Origin of the sequence: Halomonas icarae, assembly GCF_009901955.1 — a bacterium.
Lineage (GTDB): Bacteria > Pseudomonadota > Gammaproteobacteria > Pseudomonadales > Halomonadaceae > Halomonas > Halomonas icarae.
This window is the reverse complement of record NZ_WUTS01000001.1, coordinates 941,708-964,323: the sequence shown is the minus strand read 5'-3', so window position 1 is coordinate 964,323 and position 22,616 is coordinate 941,708. Positions and strand designations below refer to the sequence as shown.

Below are 22,616 nucleotides of genomic sequence, written 5' to 3'. Positions count from 1 at the left end.
CTACGCCTCCGCCTCGGCCAGTGTCTTCAGCCGCCCGACGCTATCCTCCAGCTCCTCAACGACTCGCTCCATCGCCTCGATGCGGGCATCCAGGTAGTCCTGGGCGGCATCATCGGTGGCATGACGGCTGTCCAGGCGCGCCTGGCTGGTGGCGCTCTTCGGCGCCCCCGTCAGGGCCTGCAGGCTCTCGGCGGTCCGCTGGGCCTGGGCGGCATTCTCCCGCTCGGCGTCGGCGCTGTGGCCAAAGAAGATAGGCACAACATTGTCGTCGGCGTCGAAGGCGATGGCGTCACGCAGGGCCAGCTCTGCCGCACTGTAGCCGCCGGCACTGCTGTCGTCGGCGGCACTGTCGCGCACCACATGACCGGCATGGTCGAGAATGCGCCACTCGTAGGGCTCGTCGCCGTAGACCTCGATGCGGCCGGACTCATAGGGGCGATCGATGCGGTATATGACGTTCATCACGACTTCCTCCAGACGGACGGCTGGGCGCTAGCAGGATGATTCGGCGCCGTTCTTTTCAACTGATACCAGCTTATCGCGACGTTAAGGCCAGCATCTTGACCGGGCTCAGGCCCGCCCTTCGCTTATACCAGCTTCAGCGGCTCGATATCGCGAAAGATGCCGGTCTTGGTCATGTCGCGGCGCAGGGTGAAGGCCTCGAGCGCCGCCACCGGATCGACCTGCTCCAGGTTGTCGAACGCGATACGCTCCCACTGCTCCCGGGTCACCTTGACGCTATAGAGATACTGGTCAGATTCACTGCCGGTCGCCGGGTCGGTAGTCTGGCGGTAGCCCGACACACGCGCCTCCTTGACCCCGGGCAGGCGGGCAAACACCGCCCCCAGCACGCGAAAGGCGATACCATGTACGTGATCACGATAGAGCTCACGCTGACGTGTGGCGCTCAGTCGGCGGGGCGAAAGCTTGAGCTGCTTGGGTGGCATGGCCCAGTAGTGGTCCGGCATCTCCTCTTCCCGGGGCAGGTCGATATCCACCGCAATGGTCGCGGTATCGCTGCCCAGCTCGAAGTCAACCAGCGTCTCGCGGGGCCAGTCGATCTCCTCGAGACGCTCGCGCAGCGTCGCCTCCATCGCCTGCGGGTCATCCCACACCCCATCGCTCTCCCGCTGATAGCGGGAAAACTCCGCGGCATCATGCCCGGCCTTGCGCCACTCCCAGGCGCGATAACGCTCATCGAACTCGCTCTTGAGGCGGGCATTGCGCGCCTCACGGCGACGCCTCGCCGGCGGGCACAGGGCATGCCACCATACCGGCGACAGCGGTTGAAATGGCGGTGGCGGGGCCTCGTCGAACTCGCTGACCTCATAGCCGTTGGACTCGGGCGAAGGGGTCTCCTCGTGCAGCCGCCCCAGTCTCTCGATCTCGGCATTCAGACGGTCACAGTGGGCCTGAAGCTGCTCGCGCAGGCTCGCCTCGGCATGGCGGCGAATGCTGCGTGCCTCGGCATCACTCATGGGCGTGCCATCGCCATGGAAGTAGTGGAGCTGACCGCTCTCGTCGACCTCCAGCCGCAGCGGCACACTATCGCCCTCGGCCAATCGCGCCTCGAGCGCCGCGGCATCGCCACGGCTGGTGCCTTGCCCCGCCTGCTGGCGGCCGCCGCTTGATCCACCGCTATCGCGACCATCCAGGCGCTGGCGATAGGCCAGGCCGGTGCCTGGCAACCCCACATGGCCCTGCACACCAGCGGGGCCCACGCTCAGGCTGGCCCCCCGTGGCCCCACCGAAAGGCCGAGCCCCCCCTTGCCGAGGTTGAGGCGAACACCCGGCGCCAGGCGAATACGGCGCTGAAAACGAAAGGCCATGTCGGTTCTCTACCATCCCTGTCGGTCAGTGGCTCTCACCGCCAGTCTAGCCGTCCCGCGCGGCCGAGGCATTTAACGCTCTTCTCCCGCTGTCGGTTCGACCTGACTGGCTGCTCCCGAGGAGCCGACCTCCAGCCGGGCCCGCTCCAGCACCTCGGCGGGCAGCTCCTTCTTCACCGCCACGCCCAGCTCGCGGAACTCGCTGGCCTGCTTGACCAGGTTGCCACGCCCGTTGACCAGCTGACCCAACGCCTTGTCGTAGCTCTCGCGGGCGCCGTCGAGCTTCCTGCCTACGTCCTGCATGCTCTCCAGGAAGGAGGAGAGCTTGGTATGAAAGCGCTCGGCCTTTCTCGCCAGCTCGGCGCTGTGGCGGCTCTGATTCTCGAAGCGCCATAGCTGGCCGACGATATTCAGGCTGGTCAGCAGCGTGGTGGGGGTAGCCACTAGCACGTTGCGCTCGATGGCCCGCTGATAGAGGGTCGCATCGTGGCGCAGGGCCTCGATATAGGCCGACTCCACCGGGATAAACATGATCACCACCTCCGGGGAGTTGAGTCCCGGCAGATCATAGTAGTGCTTGTCCGCCAGCTCCTCGATGCGGTCGCCCACGGCGCTGGCGTGGTCGGCCAGCGCCCGCCGGCGGGTCAGCTCATCCTCGGCATTGACATACTCCAGATAGGCGGCAAGCGACGTCTTGGCATCGATCACCAAATGACGCCCCTCGGGTAGATAGACCAGCGCATCCGGGCGGCGCTTGCCCTGCTCGGTGGTGAAACTCTTCTCGCGTTGATAGTCCACCCCTGCGCGCAGGCCCGCACTGTCCAGCACGTTTTCCAGCATCAGCTCGCCCCAGTTGCCCTGCACCTTCTTCTGCCCCTTGAGGGCTTCGGTCAGCTGGGCGGCCTGGTCGGTGATATCACGATTGAGCTGCTGCAGATGCTTGAGCTCGGTGGTGAGGCTGGCACGCTGGGCGGTCTCCTGGGTGTGCAGGGTCTCGACCTTGTCGCGAAAGCCCTTGATCTCCTCCTGAAACGGCTTGAGCAGCCCCTCAAGGCTGCGCTCGGAGAGCGAGGTGAAGGCCCTGCCCTTCTGCTCCAGCAGCTCGTTGGCGAGGTTCTCGAACTCCACCTTGAGCTGCTGCTTGCTCTCCTCCATCCAGGCCAGCTGACGGGCGAAGTGAGCCTCCTTCTCCTCCAGCCGGGTGGTCAGTTCGCCATGGGTCTGCTTGAGCGCATAGTAGGCGTCGCGGAAGCGCTCGAGCTCACGTCCCCGGGCCTCGACGGCCTCACGCTGGGTCTCCACCTCGCCTTCGGCCACCTGCAGCGCCACCGTCTGTTCGCGGGCCTCCAGCTGCTGGGCGTGAAGCGCATCGCGGGCCACATCCCGCTGATGGCGCACGGCGCCTAGCCGGCGCTGCTGGAGAAAGAAGGTGATCAGGACACCGACCACCAGCGCTACCAGGCCGGTCAGGGCATGGCGCATATCGAGCTGCTGAAGAAGTTCCACGGGCACGTCATCCTGATAAGGTGAAGTTCGAAGGAGAAGTTCGAAGGAAAAGTTCGAAGGCATCGGTGCCACATCACGGCGAGGATGGCAATCCATCGTGCAGCGCCACCCGCCGCCACTGCTCGGCATCGCCAAACCACTGCTGGCGCAGGCCGCGCTGGTCGTCCAGCAGAATCGCCAGGGAGTCGGCCAGCGGGTGCCCGTCGGGCAATCCGGCGACATGGGCTCGCAGTCGTTGCTGATCGCCCTGCTGCTCTGGCGGCAAGTGCTGGGGGTTGGCCCGCTCGGCAAGGACCACCAGCGGCGGCAGCAGCAGATGCGTGGCACCACTGGAGAGCGCGATGCCGACCCCCTTGGCGTCGAAATCCCCCAGATAGAGATGCGGCTTGCCGCTCACTTGCCAGGCCTCGGCCAGCCGTGAGAAGCCACCGCCATAGTGGCGGTCGCCACGGTAGAGCACCAGCAGCGATGACCAGCCCTCCAGGGCGGGAATCGCCGGCGAGAAGTCATAGAAGCCATCCAGGTTCTCGATCTGCACCAGCACCTCGAAGGCGTCGAGGTCGATATCCCGCCAGTCGATATCCACCACCTCGCGCTGGCGCTTGATCAGCCCGACTCGCTCCCCCATCGCCGGCAGGCTGGCCAGCACTCGCTGCTCCCGGGGCTTTTCGCGCATGGCCTTGTCCTCGCGATTGCCAAGCGCCGCCTGCTGCGTGGTGCTCAGGCCAGCGAGGTCGGCCCCCAGGGCAGGCTCGCCCAGGCCGATCAGGGTCTCATCGATCACGCCAAGCAGCTCGGCGTCGAGTCGCAGCCTGTCATGGGAGAGACGCGCCCCGAGCTCGATATCGTGATCCCGGCACCAATCGACGATATCGTTGATGACGGGCCGGCGCTTCCTGTCCACGACGGGTCGGGTGACCAGCTCCTGCTGGGCGTCGCGCAGCAGCTTACGGGCTCGGTTGGATAGCAGCATGGTGGGTACGCAGCCTGTTGGATAGCGGTTTGCTGGATATCGGTTTGTTGGATAGCGGTTTGAATATCGACATGGAGAGCGTCATGGCGATCGGCTCGGCACTTACGCCAGTTGCACGACGACGTCGTGGATCAGTCGCAGATGATTGTAGGGGCTGGCCTGGCTCTCCTGCTGGCTCAGGCGAAAGGCGCGCTGTTCGTTGCGGGGCAGGCCCTGGAACTCGGCGATCACCTGGAACAGCCAGATCTCCTCGCCCCACTCAAGCGCGCCTTCCTGCCGATAGGCCAGGGCGCTGACGCCTTCACCACCGCGATCCACCACCGAGAGGTAGAAGCGCTCCACCTCCTCCTTGAGCGCCTGGTGACGAGCGGCGACCAGGGCGTCCTCCTGGGGCGCGGCGGCGCCGGCGGCGGTCACCGGCTCCGGACGCTGGGCCGGGCGCGGCAGCCGGTGCAGCAGCTCGGTCAGCGCCCGGCTATCGGGATGGTGGTCCAGGGCCGCGGCGCCGGCGGCGACCAGCGGCGTGGCGCGATTGACCAGCGCCGGCACCTCGCCGCGCCGGGCATAGTTGCCGGGCACGAACCCCGGGTGCTCGCGCAGGAAACCGGCCATGCCGGCCACCAGGCGGCTGCGTGACTGCTGCTGGCGAAAGCGTGCCATCAGCTCGACCATGCGCCGCTGCACCTCGCGCAGGCTGGTGTAGTGCTGGGTCAGCTGCTGCTGCAGGCCACTGAACAGCAGCTTGCGCAGGGCGCCGTCGCTGCCCACCAGCGCGATCAGCTCGTCGAAGTCGATCAGCGCCAGCCCATCGAGCAGCCGCACGATCTGCTTCTGGGCCCGCTCGTTCTCGCGGATCTTGTCGCCCAGCCGGCTGACGAAACCGAAGTCGCCGTTGAGGCGTCGCCACAGGCTGTCGATGGCATCGGCGAAGCGGCCGTTGAGGTCATCCACCTCCTGGCGAAGGCGCAACAGCTGCTGCTCCTGGCGCCAGTATTCACCGCCATCGCGGGCCTCGCGGTAGCTCTGCACCAGGCTGCGCATAAGCTCCAGGGTCTCGGCCACATCGGCGTTGACGTGGCGGCGACTCTCGTCGGCCAGCATCTCGGCGATAAGCTCCCTCACCTTGGGAGCGAGCTTGACGCCGCCCTGCTCGTCCGGGCGCCACAGGATGCGGGCCGCCAGCAGCCGATTGAGCGCGGTGGTGCTGAGCCCCTCCAGCGGCACCTCGTCCCGGGCGTAGCCCGCCATCAGCGCCTCGGCATGCTTGCCGAGCAGCGCCAGCCGCTCGACCCCGGTGGTGATCAGGCGGCTCTCCAGATCATGGGAAGGGGCATCACTCACAGCAGGCTCTCCTGACCACTGGGCGCCTGGTCATCCACCGGCAGGTTCTCCTCGTCGCGAATGAAGCGCACCAGATCGATGAGGTAGTCGATCTTGGCGGTGACCAGGTAGTACTGACGATCGGGATGGGGTTGCAGCAGATAGCCGTGCTCCCTGAGCCGCTTGAAAACCTGCTTGAGCTGGGCATCGAGCTGGTCGCTCTGGGAGCCGAAGAAGGGATCGCCCGCCAGGCGCTCGAGGCGCTCGCGCAGCCCCTGGTGATCCTCGCAGCGGGAGCTGAAGTCGGCGGGCTTGAGCACGTCACCCGGGGCGGCCGGGCCATCGCGCCCCAACGCCTCCTGCACCAGTTGCAGCCACTCCAGCAGCGGGAGCAGGCTGTTGACGGTATCCGCCAGCTGTCGGGAGAGCTGTTCCCGGGCCCCTTCATCGAGGGTCCGCCAGGCCAGGAAGTAGACGCTGCCCTCATCATTGGTGGCCAGCCGCCGGTTGAGCGGGCGCAGATAGGCATCGATCCGCTCGCGGGTCCGCTCGTCCTGCAGGTGACGAAAGGCGCTTTCGTCGCTGACCGCACACAGGAACTCGCCGGCCAGCAGCCGCTCGACCAGTGGCCCCAGCGCCACCAGGGAGCGCTCGAGGCTGGCGTGCGCCGACATCATCGCCTCGTCGCTTTCCGCTTGGGAGTTCACCTCCTGGCTCATGATGCCACCTCCTCGGCGCGTGCCTGCAGGCGCTGTGCCAGACGGCTCAGGCGGGGCTCGATACGCTTGAGCCGCCGCTTGGCGGGCTCGGCCTCGTCACGGTCGATCAGATAACGATTATGGAACAGCAGCAGCACGTCCGACTCCGGGTTGGGGAAGGCGCCGACGATATGAATATGGTTGTTGTCGCAGGCATCGAACAGCTTCTCGACGTTGTGGTAGGCAAGGGTACCGATCTCGTCGATCGGCCAGTGGATGGCGATCTCTGCCGGCCCACGCAGCAGCCGGGTAAAGGCGAGCAGGAACTTGCACAGGATCAGATAGGCCATGCCGTGGCTGGAGGACTCCAGCAGCTGACGATCATTGCGGATCACCAGGTCGGTACCGCCCTCGTTGAGATGCAATTCCAGGCGCAGCAGGCTCTCGAAGCTGTACTGCTGGTCACTGCGCAACAGTTCGACCACATCGGCCAGACTGTCGAGATAGTCGTCACCGGGAAGCGGCTGGCCGGAGTCGCGCCACTCGCGGTAGTGCTGGGAGAATCGCTTGAGCGGTTCCCAGAAGCCCAGCTCGTCGATGGTGGACTGGATCTTCACCTCGGCGCGGCCGATGCCCTCGAGCTTGAGATCGTCGGCCACCTCATCCGACAGGCGCCGGCTCTGGGCACTGATACGCCGGTTGAGGTCGCTGAACACGGTAAAGAACTTGTCGAGGTCATCGGAGAGGTTGCGCCCCTCCTGCAGCAGCTGCTGCTGTTGGCCCTCGAGAAGCTGCAGCATGCCGGCGATCACCGGCAGCAGGCGGCGCGGACTCTCGCCATCGAGCCGGGCCCGCTCGGCCTCCAGGGTATCCTGGAAGTCGGTGCTGGCCCCCTTGATCAGCTCGGACTCCAGCTTCTCGCAGCCGCGGCGCAGGGCCTCGAGCTCGCGGGCATGATCGGTAAGCCCCTGACGCAGGCGCTCGATGCGCTCCTCGGTATCCCCGGGCACCTCGCCGAGGGGCTCGGGGGCCGCCACCAGGGCCAGGGACTCGAGCTTGTCGAGCAGCGGAGCGAGGGTCTCCACCAGCCTGCTGGCCGCATCACGGCGGGCCGTGAGCTCATTCACCGTCGCGCGGTGCTCGTCGCGGGCGGCGTGGAAGTCGGCGCGGTGCTGATGACGCCGACGCTCGAGGGCATCGCACTCGCGGGAGAGCTCAGCCTCCTTCTCCACCAGCCGCGGCTTGCGCTCGCCCCACTCCACGCGCATGAAGCGGGCATAGGCATCGAGCTCCTCGCGGCGTCCCTCGGTATCACGAATGCGACTGGCCAGGGCATCCATGCGCGCACGGGTCTCGCGCACGCTGACCGGATCGACCCCCTGCTCCGCCAGTTCGCGGTCATAGGCCGCTTCGAGCTCCTCCCGCTGACGGCGGTGCTCCTCCCTATGCTCGGTGAGCTGACGGCGGTGCTGCTGGATCTGCTGATCGAAGCCGGCCAGCCGCGCCTGAAAATCGGCGGTAAGCTCGAGGCGCTGGGCACGGTGGCCGTCGGCCAGCGATTCCAGGGCCTGGCGCTGCTCCTCACGCAGGGCCTGATGGGCGGCCTCCTGCTCGGCCAGCGATTCACGGCTGGCGGCCTGGCGCGCCTGCTGGGCGGCGGCATGGCGCTGCTGGCACTGGCTACGCGCCTGCAGGGCGTAATCCACCTCTTCGGCGGCGCGGCGCCGCGTGGTACGGGCGCGCTCCAGGCGGGCATCGACCTCCTGCACCCGTTGATGGCTGGCCCGCAGTGACTTCTCGGCCGCCTTCTCATCCTCCTGGGCTTCGCCCAGCGCCGCCTCGGCGGCGGAGATGGCGGCCTGAAGCTCGGCCTCGTCCTGGGCATAGTCGGGCGGTTCGATGGCGGCCAGATCCAGTGTCAGGCCAAAGAGGTCGTCGCTCGCCCTGTCGTTGAACTGCGGGGCGAGGTCGCGCCGCTCCAGCAGCTCGGGCGCCACCACCTTGCCCAGGGTCTGCTCCCAGCCCGGCCGGTGGTGGCGCAGGAAGTGGCGCAGGCTGCCCTGGGTGGGGTCGCGCTGCAGATGCAGCGCCGCGAGGTGCGCCTCGGCGCGGGTGCGCCGGGCACGGGTCCTCTCCAGCACGTGCTCGGCCGCGTCGCGCTCCTGCTTGCGCCCATCGAGCTCGCCACGCAGCTGCTCCATGGCCGCCGCGGCAGATGCCTGCTCGCTCTGGGCCTGGTCGACCCGGGCCTGGGCCTGCTCCGCCTCGCGGGCCTCCTCGGGGCTCTGGGCGGTGTGCGCAAGGCCCGCCTTGAGCTCGGCAAGACGCTCGGTGATCTGCGCCAGACGGGCGCGGTAGTCGTCGTCCAGCGCCTGGCGGCGGGCCTGATAGTCGGCATCCAGGCGTCCTTCGGCCTCGCTCTGCTGGTCGCGACAGGCCTCCTTCTCCTCCCCCAGGGCATCGATCAGGCCCTGAAGTTCATCGCGTCGCGCCTCGAGGAGGTCACCCAGCTCCACCAGGCGTGCCTCCAGCTTGGCCTTGCTCTCCTTGACCGCCTGCTGCATCACCTCCAGATGATCGCGTAGCTGTTGCTGCTGCTCACGCCACTGGGGCAGCGCCTTGAGATCCTGCTCCAGGCTCGGCATATCGGCCGCCTCGAAGGCCTCATACTGGCGCTGCAGGTCATCGAGCACGCCGCGGGTCTGCTCCAGTTCGCTGTGCAGCTCGCTGGCGCGGTCGTTGTCGGCATCGCGCTGCTCGCGGTAGGCCGTCTCGCGGGCCTGGAAATCACGCTGTCGCTGCTGAATCTCGGCCTCACGCTCGGCCTGCTCGCGCTCGGCGCGGTGACGATCGGCCTCCAGCTGGGGCTTGAGCTGCCAGAGCGAGGCCTCCAGATCGGCGATCTCGCGATCCAGGCGCTCCAGCTCACCCAGTGAGCGCTGCAGGGGCTCCAGGCGCATGGACTGGCGCATGCGCGAGATCCACTCACGGGCCTTGGTGTTGCGGATACGGGTCACCGGCAGCTCGACGCCATCCTCCTCGAAGATCGCCGCCAGCATGGTCTTGAGGGTGTCCATCTTGCCCTCCTTGGCGTGCACCGCCGAGACCAGCTTCTCGATATGGCGGATGCGCTGACCGGGCCGCACCAGGCTGAAGCGAGCGGCGGTCTGGCGCAGGCGCAGCCCCTCCTTGCTGTTGCCTCGGGGCTGGCTGCCGGTCTGGGTGAAGTCATTCTGGATCACCGCACGATACTCGGAGGTGGCCCCCAGCTTGGGCGAGACCGATACCCCTCGGCGGCGCAGGCCATTGCTCCACTGGGCATAGTCCAGCGCCACCACGCCGGCGTCGCTCTGCACCAGATAATCCTCGGGCCGGTAGGCATCGCCCACGAAGCGGTACTCGACCCCGCCCTCGGCACGGCGGGTCAACACCGCCTGGCAGAGATCCCCCTCCTCGCGACGGTACTCATACACGAGGTAGCTGTTGCGATGGGGTAGATAGAAGGCATCGAACTTGAGGCGTGTACGCGGCACCACCCGATTGGGCAGCTCACCGTAGAACACCGGCACCAGCCGCTGGAGAGTGGTCTTGCCCGAGGCATTGGTACCGCAGATATTGGTGTGGCCATCCACACTGAGCTCGACCACTCCCTCGAGGTGGCCGTGGATCATCACGATGCGTAGCAGCTGGCCCATGTCGCGTCCCTGGTCGTTGGCAAACCGATCACCGACCCGTCGCCGGTGAGGCCACATAGTGCCGGAGGCGCAACCTCATCTCAATTGGACGCTGTCGTCAGAATTCCTTGCCGAGCCGGGAGCAGCGGGATACTGAAAGGGAGGCGGGGTAAGAAGGTAGGGAAAGAGTCGCGAACATTGGCCGTCCCTGGCCGAGGAACGCTCAATTGAGATAGGCGCTGATCGCCTCCTGAGACGCCTTGATGGCTTCGGCCTGACGCAACAGATGGTCCAGGATTTCCGGGATGTGAATGGGCAGTGACATCGTTACTCTCCTAGTTGTTTGTTCGTTTAATAAAACGCATCACCGCAGGGTTTTCAATCCTTGGGAAGCATTTCCATAAACTTTTTACACGCTGACATACACTGTTACAGAGAAAGTTGCCGCCTTGGTCAGCGGCCAGGGTTACCACGGGTCCGCCAGGCCTTCCCTATGGCCTCCAACAGGAGATTCGCCATGCGCTCTCGCCTCACCGCCCAGCGGCTGCATAACACCTGCCAGCACCTGCTGATCCTGGCCGGCATGTCGATACTGCTCGCCATGCCGGCCTGGCTGCTGGCGGGCCCCGTGGGCGTGCTGTGGGTCTTCGGCCTGGTGATGCTGACCCTCTACCTCGGGGGGCGAATTCCGGCCAGGCTGGTGCTGGCACGCAGTGGCGCCGGGGCGCTGCACCGACATCAGGCGCCGCAGCTCTACCGGGTGATGGAGCTGCTCTACCGGCGCGCGGGGATCTCCCAGCCACCCTGGCTCTTCTATGTTCCCTCCGCGGACCTCAACGCCTTCGCCGTGGGCGATGCCCGGGACGGTGGCATCGCGATCACCGAAGGCCTGCTGCACAGCCTGCCCCTGCGTCAGCTGGCCGGCGTGCTGGCCCATGAGGTCAGCCATCTGCGCCACGGTGATACCCGGGTGATGTCCATGGCCGCCACCATGACGCGACTCACCGTGTGGGGGGCCATGCTGGTGCAGCTGGCGCTGATTGCCCTGCTGCCGATGGTCATGGCCGGCGAGATCCGCATGCCCTGGCTCGAGCTGCTCGCGGTCGGCCTGGCGCCTCTGGCCAGCTCCCTGCTGCAGCTGGCCCTGTCGCGCAACCGCGAGTTCACCGCGGACCTGGAGGCGGCGGCACTGACCCGCGACCCGAAGGCACTGGCCGAGGCACTCTCTCTTCTGGAACGGCGCAACGGCATCTGGCTGACGACCCTGTTCGGTCGCCGGCAGCTGCCGGGCTGGCTGCGTTACCTGCAGACCCACCCGCCTACCGGCGAGCGGATCCAACGCCTGATGGCGCTGGCCGAACGCCAGGGCCCCAGGCCGCCCTCAGGGCGACCCTATCGCCCTCGTGAACCGCTGGTGGAGGCTCGCCCCGAACGACGCGGCCATCGTTACTGGCTGGGACGGCGCCGTTGAGAGTTGCCGTCCCGCCCTGGACGCCTACAATGCCGCGACATCAAACCGTTACAGGGAGAGAGCAGTGAAATTTATCGGAGCCCATGTCAGCGCCGCCGGTGGTGTCGACAAGGCGGTGGAACGCGCCGTGGAGATCGGCGCCAACGCCTTCGCGCTTTTCACCAAGAACCAGCGCCAGTGGCGGGCCAAGCCCCTCACCGACGAGGTGATCGAGGCCTTTCGCAGCGCCTGCCGGCGCCATGGCTTCGGACCCGGCCAGATCCTTCCCCATGACAGCTATCTGATCAATCTGGGTCACCCGGAGGCCGAGGGACTGGCCAAGTCACGGGCGGCGTTTCTCGATGAACTGCAACGCTGCGAGCAGCTCGGCATCGACCGCCTCAACTTCCATCCGGGCAGCCATCTGCGCAAGATCAGCGAAAGCGACTGCCTGGCGCGCATCGCCGAATCGCTCAACGAGACGCTCGCCCAGACCCGTGGCGTCACCGCGGTGCTCGAGAATACCGCCGGACAGGGCAGTAACCTGGGGTGGCGCTTCGAGCATCTCGCCGAGATCATCGAGCAGGTGGAGGACAAGACACGGGTCGGGGTCTGCATCGATACCTGCCACGCCTTCGCCGCCGGGTACGAGCTGCGCACTCGGGCAGCCAGCGTGGCGATGCTCGACGAGTTCGATGCCGTGGTGGGCATCGAGTACCTCAAGGGCATGCATCTCAACGATGCCAAGAGCGAGTTCGGCAGCCGGGTCGACCGTCACCACAGCCTCGGCCAGGGCAATATCGGCAGCGACTGCTTCACCGCCCTGATGCAGGATCCGCGCACCGACAATATGCCGCTGGTGCTGGAGACCATCGAGCCCGCCATCTGGGCCGAGGAGATCGCCTGGCTGCGTGCCCAGGCCGCTCCCCTGTCGTAGCCGATGCCAGGCAACCCCGCCCGAATGAAATTGACCAGCCTCCCAAGGGCAGTGCATGCTCTTGCCGCTGGATTTCGCAACACGCTGACCCCAATAAGGAAACCGATAATGAACGGCTTTATCCGCAGCACGCTGGCACTCTCCGTCTCCCTGGCCATGGCCGCCGGCGCCCAGGCCGACGAGTTCGCCGACATGGACCCGATGACCCTGCGCCTGGCCCATGTGGTCAATGAGCAGGATGGCTTCCACCTCGCCGCCATGAAGTTCGAGGAGCTGGTGGAGGAGCGCACCGGCGGCAAGCTGGATATCGAGCTCTACCCCAACGCCACCCTGGGCGACGAGCGCACCCTGCTCGAGGGCATGCAGATCGGCACCGTCGACATGGGCGTGATCACCAACGGGCCGGTGGCCAACTTCCTGGAGGAGATGGCGGTCTTCGAGCTGCCCTTCCTGTTTCCCAGCCCCGAGGCGGCCTATGAGGTGCTCGACGGCGAGATCGGCCAGGAGCTGCTGGACCGACTCTCCGAGGTCAACCTCAAGGGCCTGGCCTATGCCGAGCGCGGCTTTCGCAACCTGACCAACAGCGAGCGCGCCGTGGAGAGCCCCGAGGATATCGACGGCCTGCGCATCCGCGTGATGGAGAACCCTGTCTACGTCGACACCTTCCGCGAGCTGGGTGCCAACGCCGTGCCCATGGCCTGGACCGAGGCCCTGACCGCCATGCAGCAGGGCACCATCGACGGCCAGGAGAACCCGGTCAACGTGATCCACTCCTTCAAGCTTCATGAGACCCAGGATCACATGACGCTGTCTCGCCATACCTATGCCCCGGCGCTCTTCGTGATGGGCATGCCGGCCTGGAACAAGCTGCCGGAGGCCGCCCAGTCGGTGATCGAGCAGGCCGCTCAGGAAGCCGCCGAGCATGAGCGACGGGTCAACGCCGAGATGGAGGCCGAACAGCTGGCAGCGCTGCGTGAGGCGGGCATGCAGATCGTCGAGGAGCCCGATATCGCCGCCTTCCAGCAGGCCGTGACCCCGGTCTATGAGCAGTATGGCGAGCAGTTCGGTGACTACCTGCCGCGTATCCAGGAGGCCCTGAAGTAAGTGCCTTCCCTCGCCCATTCCCTGCTGCGACCGCTGCAGTGGAGTGAGCGCGCCCTCGACGCCGTCATCGCACCCGTGGTCTTCACGGCGATGGCGGCGTTGATCGGTGTGATCACCCTGCAGATCCTGTCGCGCGTGCTCTTCACCGCGGTGGGCTGGACCGAGGAGGTGGCCCGCTTCCTGCTGGTCTGGATCACCTTCCTGGCGGGCACCCTGGCGTTCCGCCGCGGACGTCATATCGCGGTGACCTTCGTGGTCGAGGCCCTCCCCGGCCTGCCCCGACGTCTGGCACGCATCGCCGCCCTGCTCGTGGCACTGGGTTTTCTGCTCGCCCTGGTCGTGATCGGCTGGGAGTACATGCAGGTCCAGAGCTTCCAGAAGTCGGCCTCGCTGCGGGTCTCCATGACCTGGATCTACGCCGTGATTCCTCTCTCGGCGGCGATCATGGCCTGGTATGCCCTGGTGGATATCGCCACCCTGGCCCTGAACGGTGACGCCGCCCCCTCCAGCGACGATGAGGAGGCACCATGACCGCCCTGCTCCTCCTGCTGTTTCTGCTCTTCATGCTGCTGGGGGTGCCCATCGCCCTGGCCATCGGTGCCAGCACCCTGGTGGCGCTCAACGCCCAGGGCGTGCCGCTGATGGTGGTCACCCAGCAGATGTTCCAGGGCATCAACTCCTTCGCCCTGGTCGCGGTACCGATGTTTATCCTGGCCGGCGACCTGATGGCCCAGGGCAAGGTCAGCGAGAAGCTGGTCGACTTCGCCGATTCGCTGTTCGGCTTTCTGAAGGGTGGGCTGTCGATCGTCTCGGTAGGCGCCGGGATGTTCTTCGCCGCCATCTCGGGTTCCGGCGCCGCCACCACCGCCGCGGTGGGCTCGAGTCTGGTGCCGGAGCTGCGCAAGAAGGGCTACGAGCCCGCCTCGGCCGCCAGCCTGATCGCCGCCAGCGGCACCATCGGGGTGGTGATCCCGCCCTCGGTGCCGATGATCATCTATGCGGTGATCGCCCAGCAGTCGGTGTCGACCCTGTTCCTGAGCGGCATTCTGCCGGGCATTGCCATGGGCCTCGGGCTCTCCGCGATTGCCATCGTGCAGGCCTATCGTCGCAACTACCCGCGTGGCACCGCCCTGTCGGCGGCCACCATCTGGCGTACCTTCAAGAGTGCCAGCTGGGGATTGATGACCCCGGTGATCATCCTCGGCGGGATCTTCTCGGGGGTCTTTACCCCCAGCGAGGCGGCGGTGATCGCGGTCAACTACGCGCTGCTGGTGTCGCTGTTCGTCTATCGCGACCTGGGGCTCAAGGATGTCTACCGTATCCTGATCCGCTCGGCCATCACCACCTCGGTGATCATGCTGGTGATCGCCACCTCGGCGGTACTCAGCTGGACCCTGTCGAGCTGGCAGGTGCCCGGCGCCATCGCCCAGGCGGTGCTCTCGCTCTCCACCAACCCGCTGGTGATCATGCTGCTGGTGGTGGCGGTGATCCTGCTCACCGGTGTCTTTATCGAGACCGCCAGCGCGCTGATCATTCTGACGCCGGTATTGCTGCCGCTGGTCACCCAGCTGGGCATCGATCCCATCCACTTCGGGTTGATCATCGTGGTGGGCCTGGCGATCGGCATGATCACCCCGCCGGTGGCGATCAATCTCTATGTGGCCTCGTCGGTGACCCAGCTGCCGCTGGAGCGCATCACCCGAGCGATCCTCCCCTATCTGCTGGGGCTGATCGCGGTGCTGCTGCTGGTGGTCTACGTGCCGATCCTGGCCGGCTGGTCGGGCAGCTAGGCAGATTCGTGAAGGCCTGAAACCGCGATGCCGCCGGGTCAGGCGGCATCGCTCATCGCTCTAGAAGCGTCTCAGGCCCTTCTCGCTATCTCCGGGCCCGACCACCCGTTCCGGCAGTGATCAAGGCAGCACCTTGCCCGGGTTGAGCAGCCCCTTGGGGTCGAGCGCCTTCTTGAGCATCTTCATCACCTCGATCTCATCCTCATTGCGGCTCAGATAGAGATAGTCACGCTTCTCCATCCCGATGCCATGTTCGGCCGAGATGGAGCCGCCGATCTCGGCCAGGGGCTGATACACCAGCTTCTCGACCGCATAACGGCTCTCCCTGCCGGCATCGCCCACGGTCACCATGATATGCAGGTTACCGTCCCCCAGATGGCCGAAGGTGACCAGTCGGCCCGCTTCGGGGAACGCCTGTGCCAGCTGCCGCTCCAGGTCGGCCACATAGGACGCCATGGCGGGAATCGGCAGGCTGACATCGAAGGAGAACATCGGACCCAGGGCACGGATCAGCACCTCGATATTCTCCCGTATCGCCCATAGCTCCTGACGCTGGGCCTCGGAACTGGCCAGCACGGCATCGCTGATCAGCCCCTCTTCGAACGCCTGCTCGAGAAGCGCCTGAAAGCGTTCGGCATCGTGCTCCCGATCCACCCCCTGGGTCTCGATGATCGCATAGAAGGGCGAATCGACCGGCAGGGGCGCCCTATGAGCACCGCTCTCCTCGGTCATCAACCGATAGTGACTGTTCCACAGCGCCTCGAAGGCGCTCAGGTCGAGGCGCCTCGACGTCAGGTCGAGTAGTGTGGTCAGGGCGTCGAAGGTGGGGACCGCGACCATGGCGCACTGCTCGCTGGGCAACCGTGGCTGCAGCCTGAGCACGGCACGGGTAACGATGCCCAGGGTGCCCTCACTGCCGATAAACAGCTGCTTCAGGTCATAGCCGGCATTGTTCTTCAGCATCCTGTTCATGGAGCTGACCACCCGGCCGTCCGCCAGCACCGCCTCGAGGCCGAGCACCTGCTGGCGCATCATGCCGTAGCGAATCACCTGCACACCGCCGGCGTTGGTCGCGATATTGCCGCCGATGGTGCAGGAGCCACGGGCCCCGAGATCCAGCGGAAACTGCATGTCGATCTCGGCGGCGGCCTCCTGCACGCTCTGCAAGGGGATGCCGGCCTGTACCGTCATGGTGCCGCCCACCGCATCCACCTCTTCGATGGCCGTCATGCGCTCCAGCGAGATCACCAGCTCGTTGGCACTGGCGACGGCCCCATGGACCACGCCGGTCACGCCACCATGAGTCACTACTGGCTGGCGTGCCTTGTGACAGAGCGTCATGATCTGACTCAACTGCTCGGTGGTGGCCGGGCGTACGATGGCGGCTGCCTCGCAGGGCATCGAGCTGAACCAGTCGGCGGAGCGTTCCAGCACGGCCTCGCCTGTCAGCACATTTTCCGGTCCCAGAATTTCCGTCAGGCTTTCGAGCAGTTGGTCCATGTGTTTCGATCCTGTGTTGACTTGAGGTCATGCTAAGTTCGGCGAGATTACTCGCCGCCACTGTCCGACTCAAGTCCCGCAACTCGCTGCCGCCACGTAGAAATTGACGCCATGCCGGTGGCGAGAGCGCAATGGCTCCGAGGCAGGTCAGACACTTCCCAGGTATCGCCAGACAGGGTAGCGTTGGGGTTCCTGCCCGGCGCTCGTCCTGGGCGCTGCTCGACAACAACTGGATGCCCCCATGCTGACGACACGCTTACTTCTGGCTGCCACCCTGCTGGGCACTCTGCTGCTTGCCGGCTGCACCACCTACACCTTCGACGATGGGCACAGGGAGACGGTATGGGGGGTGCCCGCCGAGGATGAGACCCTCAGCCGGGAGGAGCGCGTGAACACACCTCCCCGCTACCGTGAGCCCGGGGAAATCCCCGAGGCTCGCTAGGCTTTGGCTGAAAAGTCGGCGAGCGAAGGTTAGACAAGGCAAAAACCGGCGAAAAGACGGAGTTTACGGAGTGTAAATGAGTACTTTGAGTCGACTTTTAACGCCGTATAGCCGAGCGCAGCCAGTTTTCGGACAGAGCCTAGTCGCGAACGAGTACCACGCTAAGATTATTGGCGGGCATCTGCAGCGTGCGCTCGAGCCTGAGGCCATGACGCTCGGCCTCGGCGACCACCTCCTCGAGATCCCGCACCCCCCAGCGTGGGTCGCGCCGTCGAAGGTCGGCATCGAAGGCGGCGTTGCTGGGTGCCGTGTGTTCGCCAGCGCGTCGATAGGGGCCATAGAGATAGAGCACGCCGCCGGAGACGAGTCGCTCACCGGCGCGCGCCATCAGCGCCTCGCTCACCGCCCAGGGCGAGATATGGATCAGGTTGATCGCAACGATCGCCTCGAAGGGCCCCATCGGCCAGCTTTGCTTATCGGTGGCGTCGAGCCGCACCGGCTCGAGCAGGTTGGCCTGGCCCGTCTGCTCACGCCAGGCGGCGATGGAGGCCAGCGCCTCGGGGGTCGGGTCACTCGGTTGCCATACCCACTGGGGCATGGCGGTGGCGCAGTGCACGGCATGCTCACCGCTGCCACTGGCCAGCTCCAGCACCCGTGCACGCTCGGGCAACGCGGCCTGAAGCACCTCGAAAATCGGCTGACGATTGCGCGCCGCGGCGGGGCTGTATCGACGGGAGTCGGTCATGACGGTCTCTCTTTATCTGGAGCGAAGCGCTACTTGTTCCTGCCACGGGGCTTGCCGCCCGGGGCCATCGCCTTGGCGCGGGAGCCGGAGGGGCGGCCGCCCTTCGGCTTGGCTCCCGGCTTCTTGGGGCCGGCTGGCTTCCCGGCAAACCCCTTGCCGGCTGCCGCGCCCTTGCCCGTCACCTTGCGTTTGCCGGGCTTGCCGGAACTCGGTTTTCCTGCGTCGGGTTTTCCAGTGCGAGAGCTGGCCCCGTCAGCGCCACGCGGCGTGCGTTTCTGGCGTGTTCCCGCCTTGCCTGCCGGCTTTCCCGCCGACCTGCCCGCTGAGCTGCCGCCACGGGCCTTGCTACCGCTCGCCCCCTTGCGCCGGGTCTTGCGACGCGCGGGCTCGCCGGCTTCCGAGGCGGAGTCTTCGGTCATGGCGAGGATCGTCGACACCTCGTCCGGAGTCAGATCACGCCAGTCACCGTTGGCCAGCCCCTTGAGCGACACATTCATGATGCGGATGCGCTCCAGCTTCACCACCTCGTAGCCGAATACCTCGCACATCCGGCGAATCTGGCGGTTGAGCCCCTGCACCAGGGTGATATTGAAGACGAAGCGCGACTCCCTGACCACCCGGCACTTCTTGGTGACCTCACCGAGGATCGGCACACCACCGGCCATGCCGGCGAGAAACTCGTCGGTCACCGGCTTGTTGACGGTGACCAGGTACTCCTTTTCGTGATTGTTGCTGGCGCGCAGGATGCGGTTGACCAGGTCGCCGTTGTTGGTCAGGAAGATCAGCCCCTGGGAGTCCTTGTCGAGACGGCCGATGGGAAAGATTCGGGTGCCGTGCTTGACGAAGTCGACGATATTGGCCTTCTCGTCCGGGTCGGTGGTGCTGACGATGCCTACCGGCTTGTTGAGGGCGATGAAGACCAGATCCTCCTCCTCCAGCGCCAGGGGCTCGACGACCTGGCCATTCACCTTGACCACGCTGCCGGGGGCGACACGGTCGCCGGGGGTGGCTCGCCTGCCATCGATGCGCACATTGCCCTGCTCGATGTACCTGTCGGCCTCTCGCCGCGAGCACATGCCGCTTTCGCTGATGTACTTGTTGATTCGTTTCGAGAGGGTCTGGGCCATGGGAGATATCCGATCGCAGGAGTGAAGAGTGTTGAGGCGGCGGCCGGCCAGTCTAAGGGCTCATCCGGAGGACGGCCAGCCATAGGAGGGGCTAGCCCAGGGCACAGCAGCGCTTGAACTTGCGCCCGCTGCCGCAGAGGCAGGCCTCGTTGCGCCCGGGCTTCAGGCGCGACACCGTCGGCTGTCCATCCAGGTAGCGCCAGTGGCCCGCCTCCCGGCGGAACCGTGACGCCTCTTCGAGCACCCCGTATTGGTGGCCCTCCCGGAAGGTGGCACGAAACGTCACCCAGCCTTCATCCCCCTGCTCGCCGCTGCTCACCACCTGCAGCCGAAGCCAGTGGGTGGTGTCATCCGCCGTCAACGACACGGGGCGGGTGTCGGGATGCCAGCTCGTGAGCAGATAGTCGGTAAGGTTCAACGCAAAGGCGCTGTAGCGCGAACGCATCAGCGCCTCGGGCGTGGGGGCAGGCTCCCCGGCATGGTAGCGGCCACAGCACGCGTCCAGCGGCTTGCCACTATCACAAGGGCAGGCACAAGGACAGGCACTAGGACAGACACGAGGACTAGTAGTTGAGGGGCTCGGCATGGAGGCTCCTGTGAGCTTGGCAGTCCACCATCTTACCAAGGGTCGGCAGACGGCTCGACCGGCAGTGCCGGCACCCTTCTCGTCTCGAGACCAACCACTTGAACCGATAACTTGTCCTGCATTACGGCACTGCAACATCGAGTGTGTTACATCTGGAATACATTGCGCCGCCGCTGGAGGTTACTGGATGTCTGAGCCCCGCCCCTGGAAGAGAGTCGCCTGGCACGCCCAGTCCGAACAGCAGGCCCTCGAGCACCTCGAGGCCGATCGTCACGGGCTGAGCGAGGCCGAGGCCCGAGCTCGTCTGGCGCGCTTCGGCCCCAACCTGCTTCAGCGGGCCGAGGGCCGTCCCTGGTGGAAGCGACTCCTGGAGCAGCTCAACAATACCCTGATGCTGGTGCTGATCGGCGCCGGCGTGGCGAGCCTGGGGCTTGGCCATACTCTGGATGCCATCGCCATCTTCGGCGTGGTGCTGATCATCGCCCTAATCGGTTTCCTTCAGGAGGGCAAGGCCGAGCAGGCCCTGGAGAGCATTCGCGATATGCTCTCGCCCCAGGCCAGGGTGCTGCGTAACGGCAAGCGCCAGACGATCGATGCCGAGGCGCTGGTGCCGGGCGATGTGGTCATGCTGGAGGGCGGTGATCGCGTGCCGGCCGACCTGCGCCTGCTGGAGGCCAAGCGCCTGCGTACCGACGAGGCCTCCCTGACCGGGGAGTCCACCGCGGTGGAGAAGGCTACCGCAGCGGTGGCGGATGACACAGACCTTGGCGATCGCACCGGCATGGCCTATGCCGGCACCCTGGTGGTCCAGGGTACCGCTCGCGGGCTGGTCGTGGAGACCGGCATCCGCACCGAGATCGGCCGCATCTCCGAGATGTTGCGCGGCGTGGAACAGCTCAAGACGCCGCTACTGCGCCAGATCGACCGGGCCGGTCGCATCCTGGCCCTGGTCATCGTGACCATCGCCGTGCTCACCGCCGTCTTCGGGGTGCTCGTTCACGACAAGCCCGTCGGCGACATGTTCATGGCGGCGGTGGGGCTCGCCGTGGCGGCCATCCCCGAAGGCATGCCGGCCATCGTCACCATCGGCCTGGCCCTGGGGGTGCAGGCCATGGCTCGACAGAATGCCATTATTCGGCGCCTGCCGGCGGTGGAGACCCTCGGCTCGATCTCCACCATCTTCACCGACAAGACCGGCACCCTGACCCGCAACGAGATGACCGCCAGGGCGATCTGGCTGCCGGAGGGAGAGATCCATATCACCGGCACCGGCTTCGCCCCCGACGGCGACTTCCACGCGCTGGATGCCGACGACAACTCGCATTCGCCCCCTCTGGTAACCGAGGCGCATCGCGCCCTGCACCACTTCCTCGAGGTCGGCGTACTCTGCAACGATGCCGAGCTGGCCCATGAGCAGGAGCAGTGGGTGATCCACGGCGACCCCACGGAGGGTGCCCTGGTGGTGGCGGCGGCCAAGGCGGGAATCGCGACACGCTCCCTGCGAGGTGAGCACCCCCGCCTGGACACCATCCCCTTCGACTCCAGGCGCAAGTCCATGGCCACCCTGCATGAACGGGAGAGGCAGCAGGTTCTGCTGATCAAGGGGGCGCCCGACCGCCTGCTGGAGCGATGCACTCGGGTGCGTCGCGAAGATGGCGGGGAGATGGCGATCGAGCGCCAGCAGTGGGAAACACGTATCCACGCGCTGTCGGCCCAGGGCCTTCGAGTCCTGGCCCTGGGCGAGAAGCCACTCCAGGAGGTTCAGGCGCTGGAGGATCACCACGCTGAGGACGACCTGATACTGCTGGGGCTGGTGGGACTGCTCGATCCACCTCGCGACGAGGCCATCACGGCGGTGCGGGAGTGCCTGGCCGCCGGCATCCGTCCGGTGATGATCACCGGCGACCACGCGGTTACCGCCCTGGCCATCGCCCGCCAGCTGGGCTTTGCCCATACCGAGCGCGCGATACGCGGCCGCGAGATCGAAGCGATGTCCGATGCCGAGCTTCGCGAGGTGGTCCTCGAGGTGGATGTGTTCGCCCGAGCGTCGCCCGAGCACAAGCTGCGCCTGGTTCGGGCGATGCAGGCGCATGGCGGCATCTGTGCCATGACCGGTGATGGGGTCAATGATGGCCCGGCGCTCAAGCGCGCCGATGTGGGCGTTGCCATGGGCATCCAGGGCACCGAGGCCGCCAAGGAGGCCGCGGAGATGGTGCTGGCCGACGACAACTTCGCCACCATCGTCGGGGCCATCCGCGAGGGCCGCAAGGTCTACGACAATATCCGCAAGACCATCACCTATCTGCTGCCCGCCAATGGCGCCCAGGGGCTGGCCATCCTGCTGGCCGTAGTAGCCGGCACTCAGCTACCGGTCACGCCGGTTCAGGCGCTGTGGGTCAATATGGTGGTGGCCGTGACCCTGGGCCTGGCGCTGGCCTTCGAGAAGGGTGAGCACAACCTGATGAGGCGCCGCCCACGCAAACCGGACGCCGCCCTGCTCGACCTCTTCCTGCTGTGGCGGGTGGGCTTTGTCTCCCTGTTGCTGCTGCTCGGCGTGTTCGGGGTCTTCTCGTGGATTCTCAACGCCCAGGGCGGCAGCATCGAACTGGCACGGGCGGGAGCCGTCAACATGCTGGTGATGGGCAGCGCCGCCTACCTGATCAATAGCCGCTTCCTGATCGGCAGCACCCTCAGCCTCGGTGGTATCTTCGGCAGCCGGCCGGTGTGGGGCTCCATCGTGGCCGTGGTAGCGTTGCAGCTGGTTTGGACCTACCTGCCTGTCATGCAGCTGGTGTTCGGTGCCGAGGGACTCGCCCCGTCCCACTGGATGGCGATCCTTGCGGTCAGCATCGGCCTCTATCTGGTGATCGAAGCCGAGAAGTGGGTGCTGAGGCGGCGCCGCTGAGCCCAGAGCAACAAACGACAACCGGGCGCG

General features: G+C 66.2%; 18 protein-coding genes. 7 read left to right on the top strand and 11 right to left on the bottom strand.

All coding sequences use genetic code 11. The features are described 5' to 3' along the window. The 7 genes from GRB80_RS04445 to GRB80_RS04415 all read right to left on the bottom strand — a co-directional run bounded on the left by GRB80_RS04445 (position 1) and on the right by GRB80_RS04415 (position 10,021). The gene (locus tag GRB80_RS04445) at positions 1-462 is read right to left on the bottom strand and encodes a hypothetical protein (protein WP_161422673.1); all 462 of its coding nucleotides are present in this window, start codon (positions 460-462) and stop codon (positions 1-3) included. 125 nt (positions 463-587) lie between these two features. Beyond that, positions 588-1,829, bottom strand: a complete 1,242-nt coding sequence (locus GRB80_RS04440) for a DUF4236 domain-containing protein (RefSeq protein WP_161422672.1) — start codon at positions 1,827-1,829, stop codon at positions 588-590. Positions 1,830-1,901: 72 nt separating this feature from the next. Beyond that, positions 1,902-3,335, bottom strand: coding sequence for a DNA recombination protein RmuC (locus GRB80_RS04435; RefSeq protein ID WP_309663543.1), 1,434 nt, complete (start codon positions 3,333-3,335; stop codon positions 1,902-1,904). A 73-nt stretch (positions 3,336-3,408) separates the two neighbouring features. Then, the gene (locus tag GRB80_RS04430) at positions 3,409-4,308 is read right to left on the bottom strand and encodes a DUF7281 domain-containing protein (RefSeq protein ID WP_161422671.1); all 900 of its coding nucleotides are present in this window, start codon (positions 4,306-4,308) and stop codon (positions 3,409-3,411) included. Between the two features lie 102 nt (positions 4,309-4,410). Further along, positions 4,411-5,649, bottom strand: a complete 1,239-nt coding sequence (locus GRB80_RS04425) for a hypothetical protein (protein WP_161422670.1) — start codon at positions 5,647-5,649, stop codon at positions 4,411-4,413. Continuing rightward, positions 5,646-6,272, bottom strand: coding sequence for a condensin complex protein MksE (locus tag GRB80_RS04420; RefSeq protein ID WP_132041258.1), 627 nt, complete (start codon positions 6,270-6,272; stop codon positions 5,646-5,648). The genes GRB80_RS04425 and GRB80_RS04420 overlap by 4 nt, the downstream gene beginning before the upstream one ends. A 71-nt stretch (positions 6,273-6,343) precedes the next feature. Further along, positions 6,344-10,021 (bottom strand): ATP-binding protein, encoded by a 3,678-nt coding sequence (locus tag GRB80_RS04415; RefSeq protein ID WP_161422669.1) that lies wholly within the window; start codon positions 10,019-10,021, stop codon positions 6,344-6,346. 496 nt (positions 10,022-10,517) lie between these two features. Here GRB80_RS04415 and GRB80_RS04410 point away from each other — a divergent pair, with 496 nt between their 5' ends. From GRB80_RS04410 to GRB80_RS04390, 5 genes are all read left to right on the top strand, one after another. Beyond that, entirely contained in the window at positions 10,518-11,471 is a 954-nt protein-coding gene (locus GRB80_RS04410; RefSeq protein WP_161422668.1) for a zinc metalloprotease HtpX, read from the top strand. 64 nt (positions 11,472-11,535) lie between these two features. Then, a complete protein-coding gene (gene nfo, locus GRB80_RS04405) occupies positions 11,536-12,387 on the top strand; it encodes a deoxyribonuclease IV (protein WP_161422667.1) in 852 nt (283 codons plus the stop codon). 108 nt (positions 12,388-12,495) lie between these two features. After that, entirely contained in the window at positions 12,496-13,491 is a 996-nt protein-coding gene (locus tag GRB80_RS04400) for a TRAP transporter substrate-binding protein (protein WP_132041141.1), read from the top strand. Next, positions 13,492-14,022, top strand: a complete 531-nt coding sequence (locus tag GRB80_RS04395) for a TRAP transporter small permease (RefSeq protein ID WP_161422666.1) — start codon at positions 13,492-13,494, stop codon at positions 14,020-14,022. After that, a complete protein-coding gene (locus GRB80_RS04390; RefSeq protein ID WP_161422665.1) occupies positions 14,019-15,281 on the top strand; it encodes a TRAP transporter large permease in 1,263 nt (420 codons plus the stop codon). The genes GRB80_RS04395 and GRB80_RS04390 overlap by 4 nt, the downstream gene beginning before the upstream one ends. A 120-nt stretch (positions 15,282-15,401) precedes the next feature. On the opposite strand, the gene GRB80_RS04385 is transcribed toward GRB80_RS04390, so the two are convergent. Continuing rightward, positions 15,402-16,781, bottom strand: coding sequence for an FAD-binding oxidoreductase (locus GRB80_RS04385; protein WP_161422664.1), 1,380 nt, complete (start codon positions 16,779-16,781; stop codon positions 15,402-15,404). A gap of 241 nt (positions 16,782-17,022) precedes the next feature. Here GRB80_RS04385 and GRB80_RS04380 point away from each other — a divergent pair, with 241 nt between their 5' ends. Continuing rightward, a complete protein-coding gene (locus GRB80_RS04380; RefSeq protein ID WP_161422663.1) occupies positions 17,023-17,223 on the top strand; it encodes a hypothetical protein in 201 nt (66 codons plus the stop codon). A gap of 139 nt (positions 17,224-17,362) precedes the next feature. Here the strand turns inward: GRB80_RS04380 and GRB80_RS04375 are convergent, their stop codons facing one another. The 3 genes from GRB80_RS04375 to GRB80_RS04365 form a co-directional block, all read right to left on the bottom strand. Then, positions 17,363-17,968, bottom strand: a complete 606-nt coding sequence (locus tag GRB80_RS04375) for a DUF938 domain-containing protein (protein ID WP_161422662.1) — start codon at positions 17,966-17,968, stop codon at positions 17,363-17,365. A 29-nt stretch (positions 17,969-17,997) separates the two neighbouring features. Beyond that, positions 17,998-19,095 (bottom strand): 23S rRNA pseudouridine(2604) synthase RluF, encoded by a 1,098-nt coding sequence (gene rluF, locus GRB80_RS04370; RefSeq protein ID WP_161422661.1) that lies wholly within the window; start codon positions 19,093-19,095, stop codon positions 17,998-18,000. A 91-nt stretch (positions 19,096-19,186) separates the two neighbouring features. Continuing rightward, the gene (locus GRB80_RS04365) at positions 19,187-19,681 is read right to left on the bottom strand and encodes a YchJ family protein (protein WP_161422660.1); all 495 of its coding nucleotides are present in this window, start codon (positions 19,679-19,681) and stop codon (positions 19,187-19,189) included. A gap of 187 nt (positions 19,682-19,868) precedes the next feature. On the opposite strand from GRB80_RS04365, the gene GRB80_RS04360 reads away from it, so the two are divergent. Then, complete coding sequence (locus GRB80_RS04360) at positions 19,869-22,586, top strand: cation-translocating P-type ATPase (RefSeq protein ID WP_161422659.1); 2,718 nt, start codon at positions 19,869-19,871, stop codon at positions 22,584-22,586. The last annotated feature ends 30 nt before the right edge of the window (positions 22,587-22,616 follow it).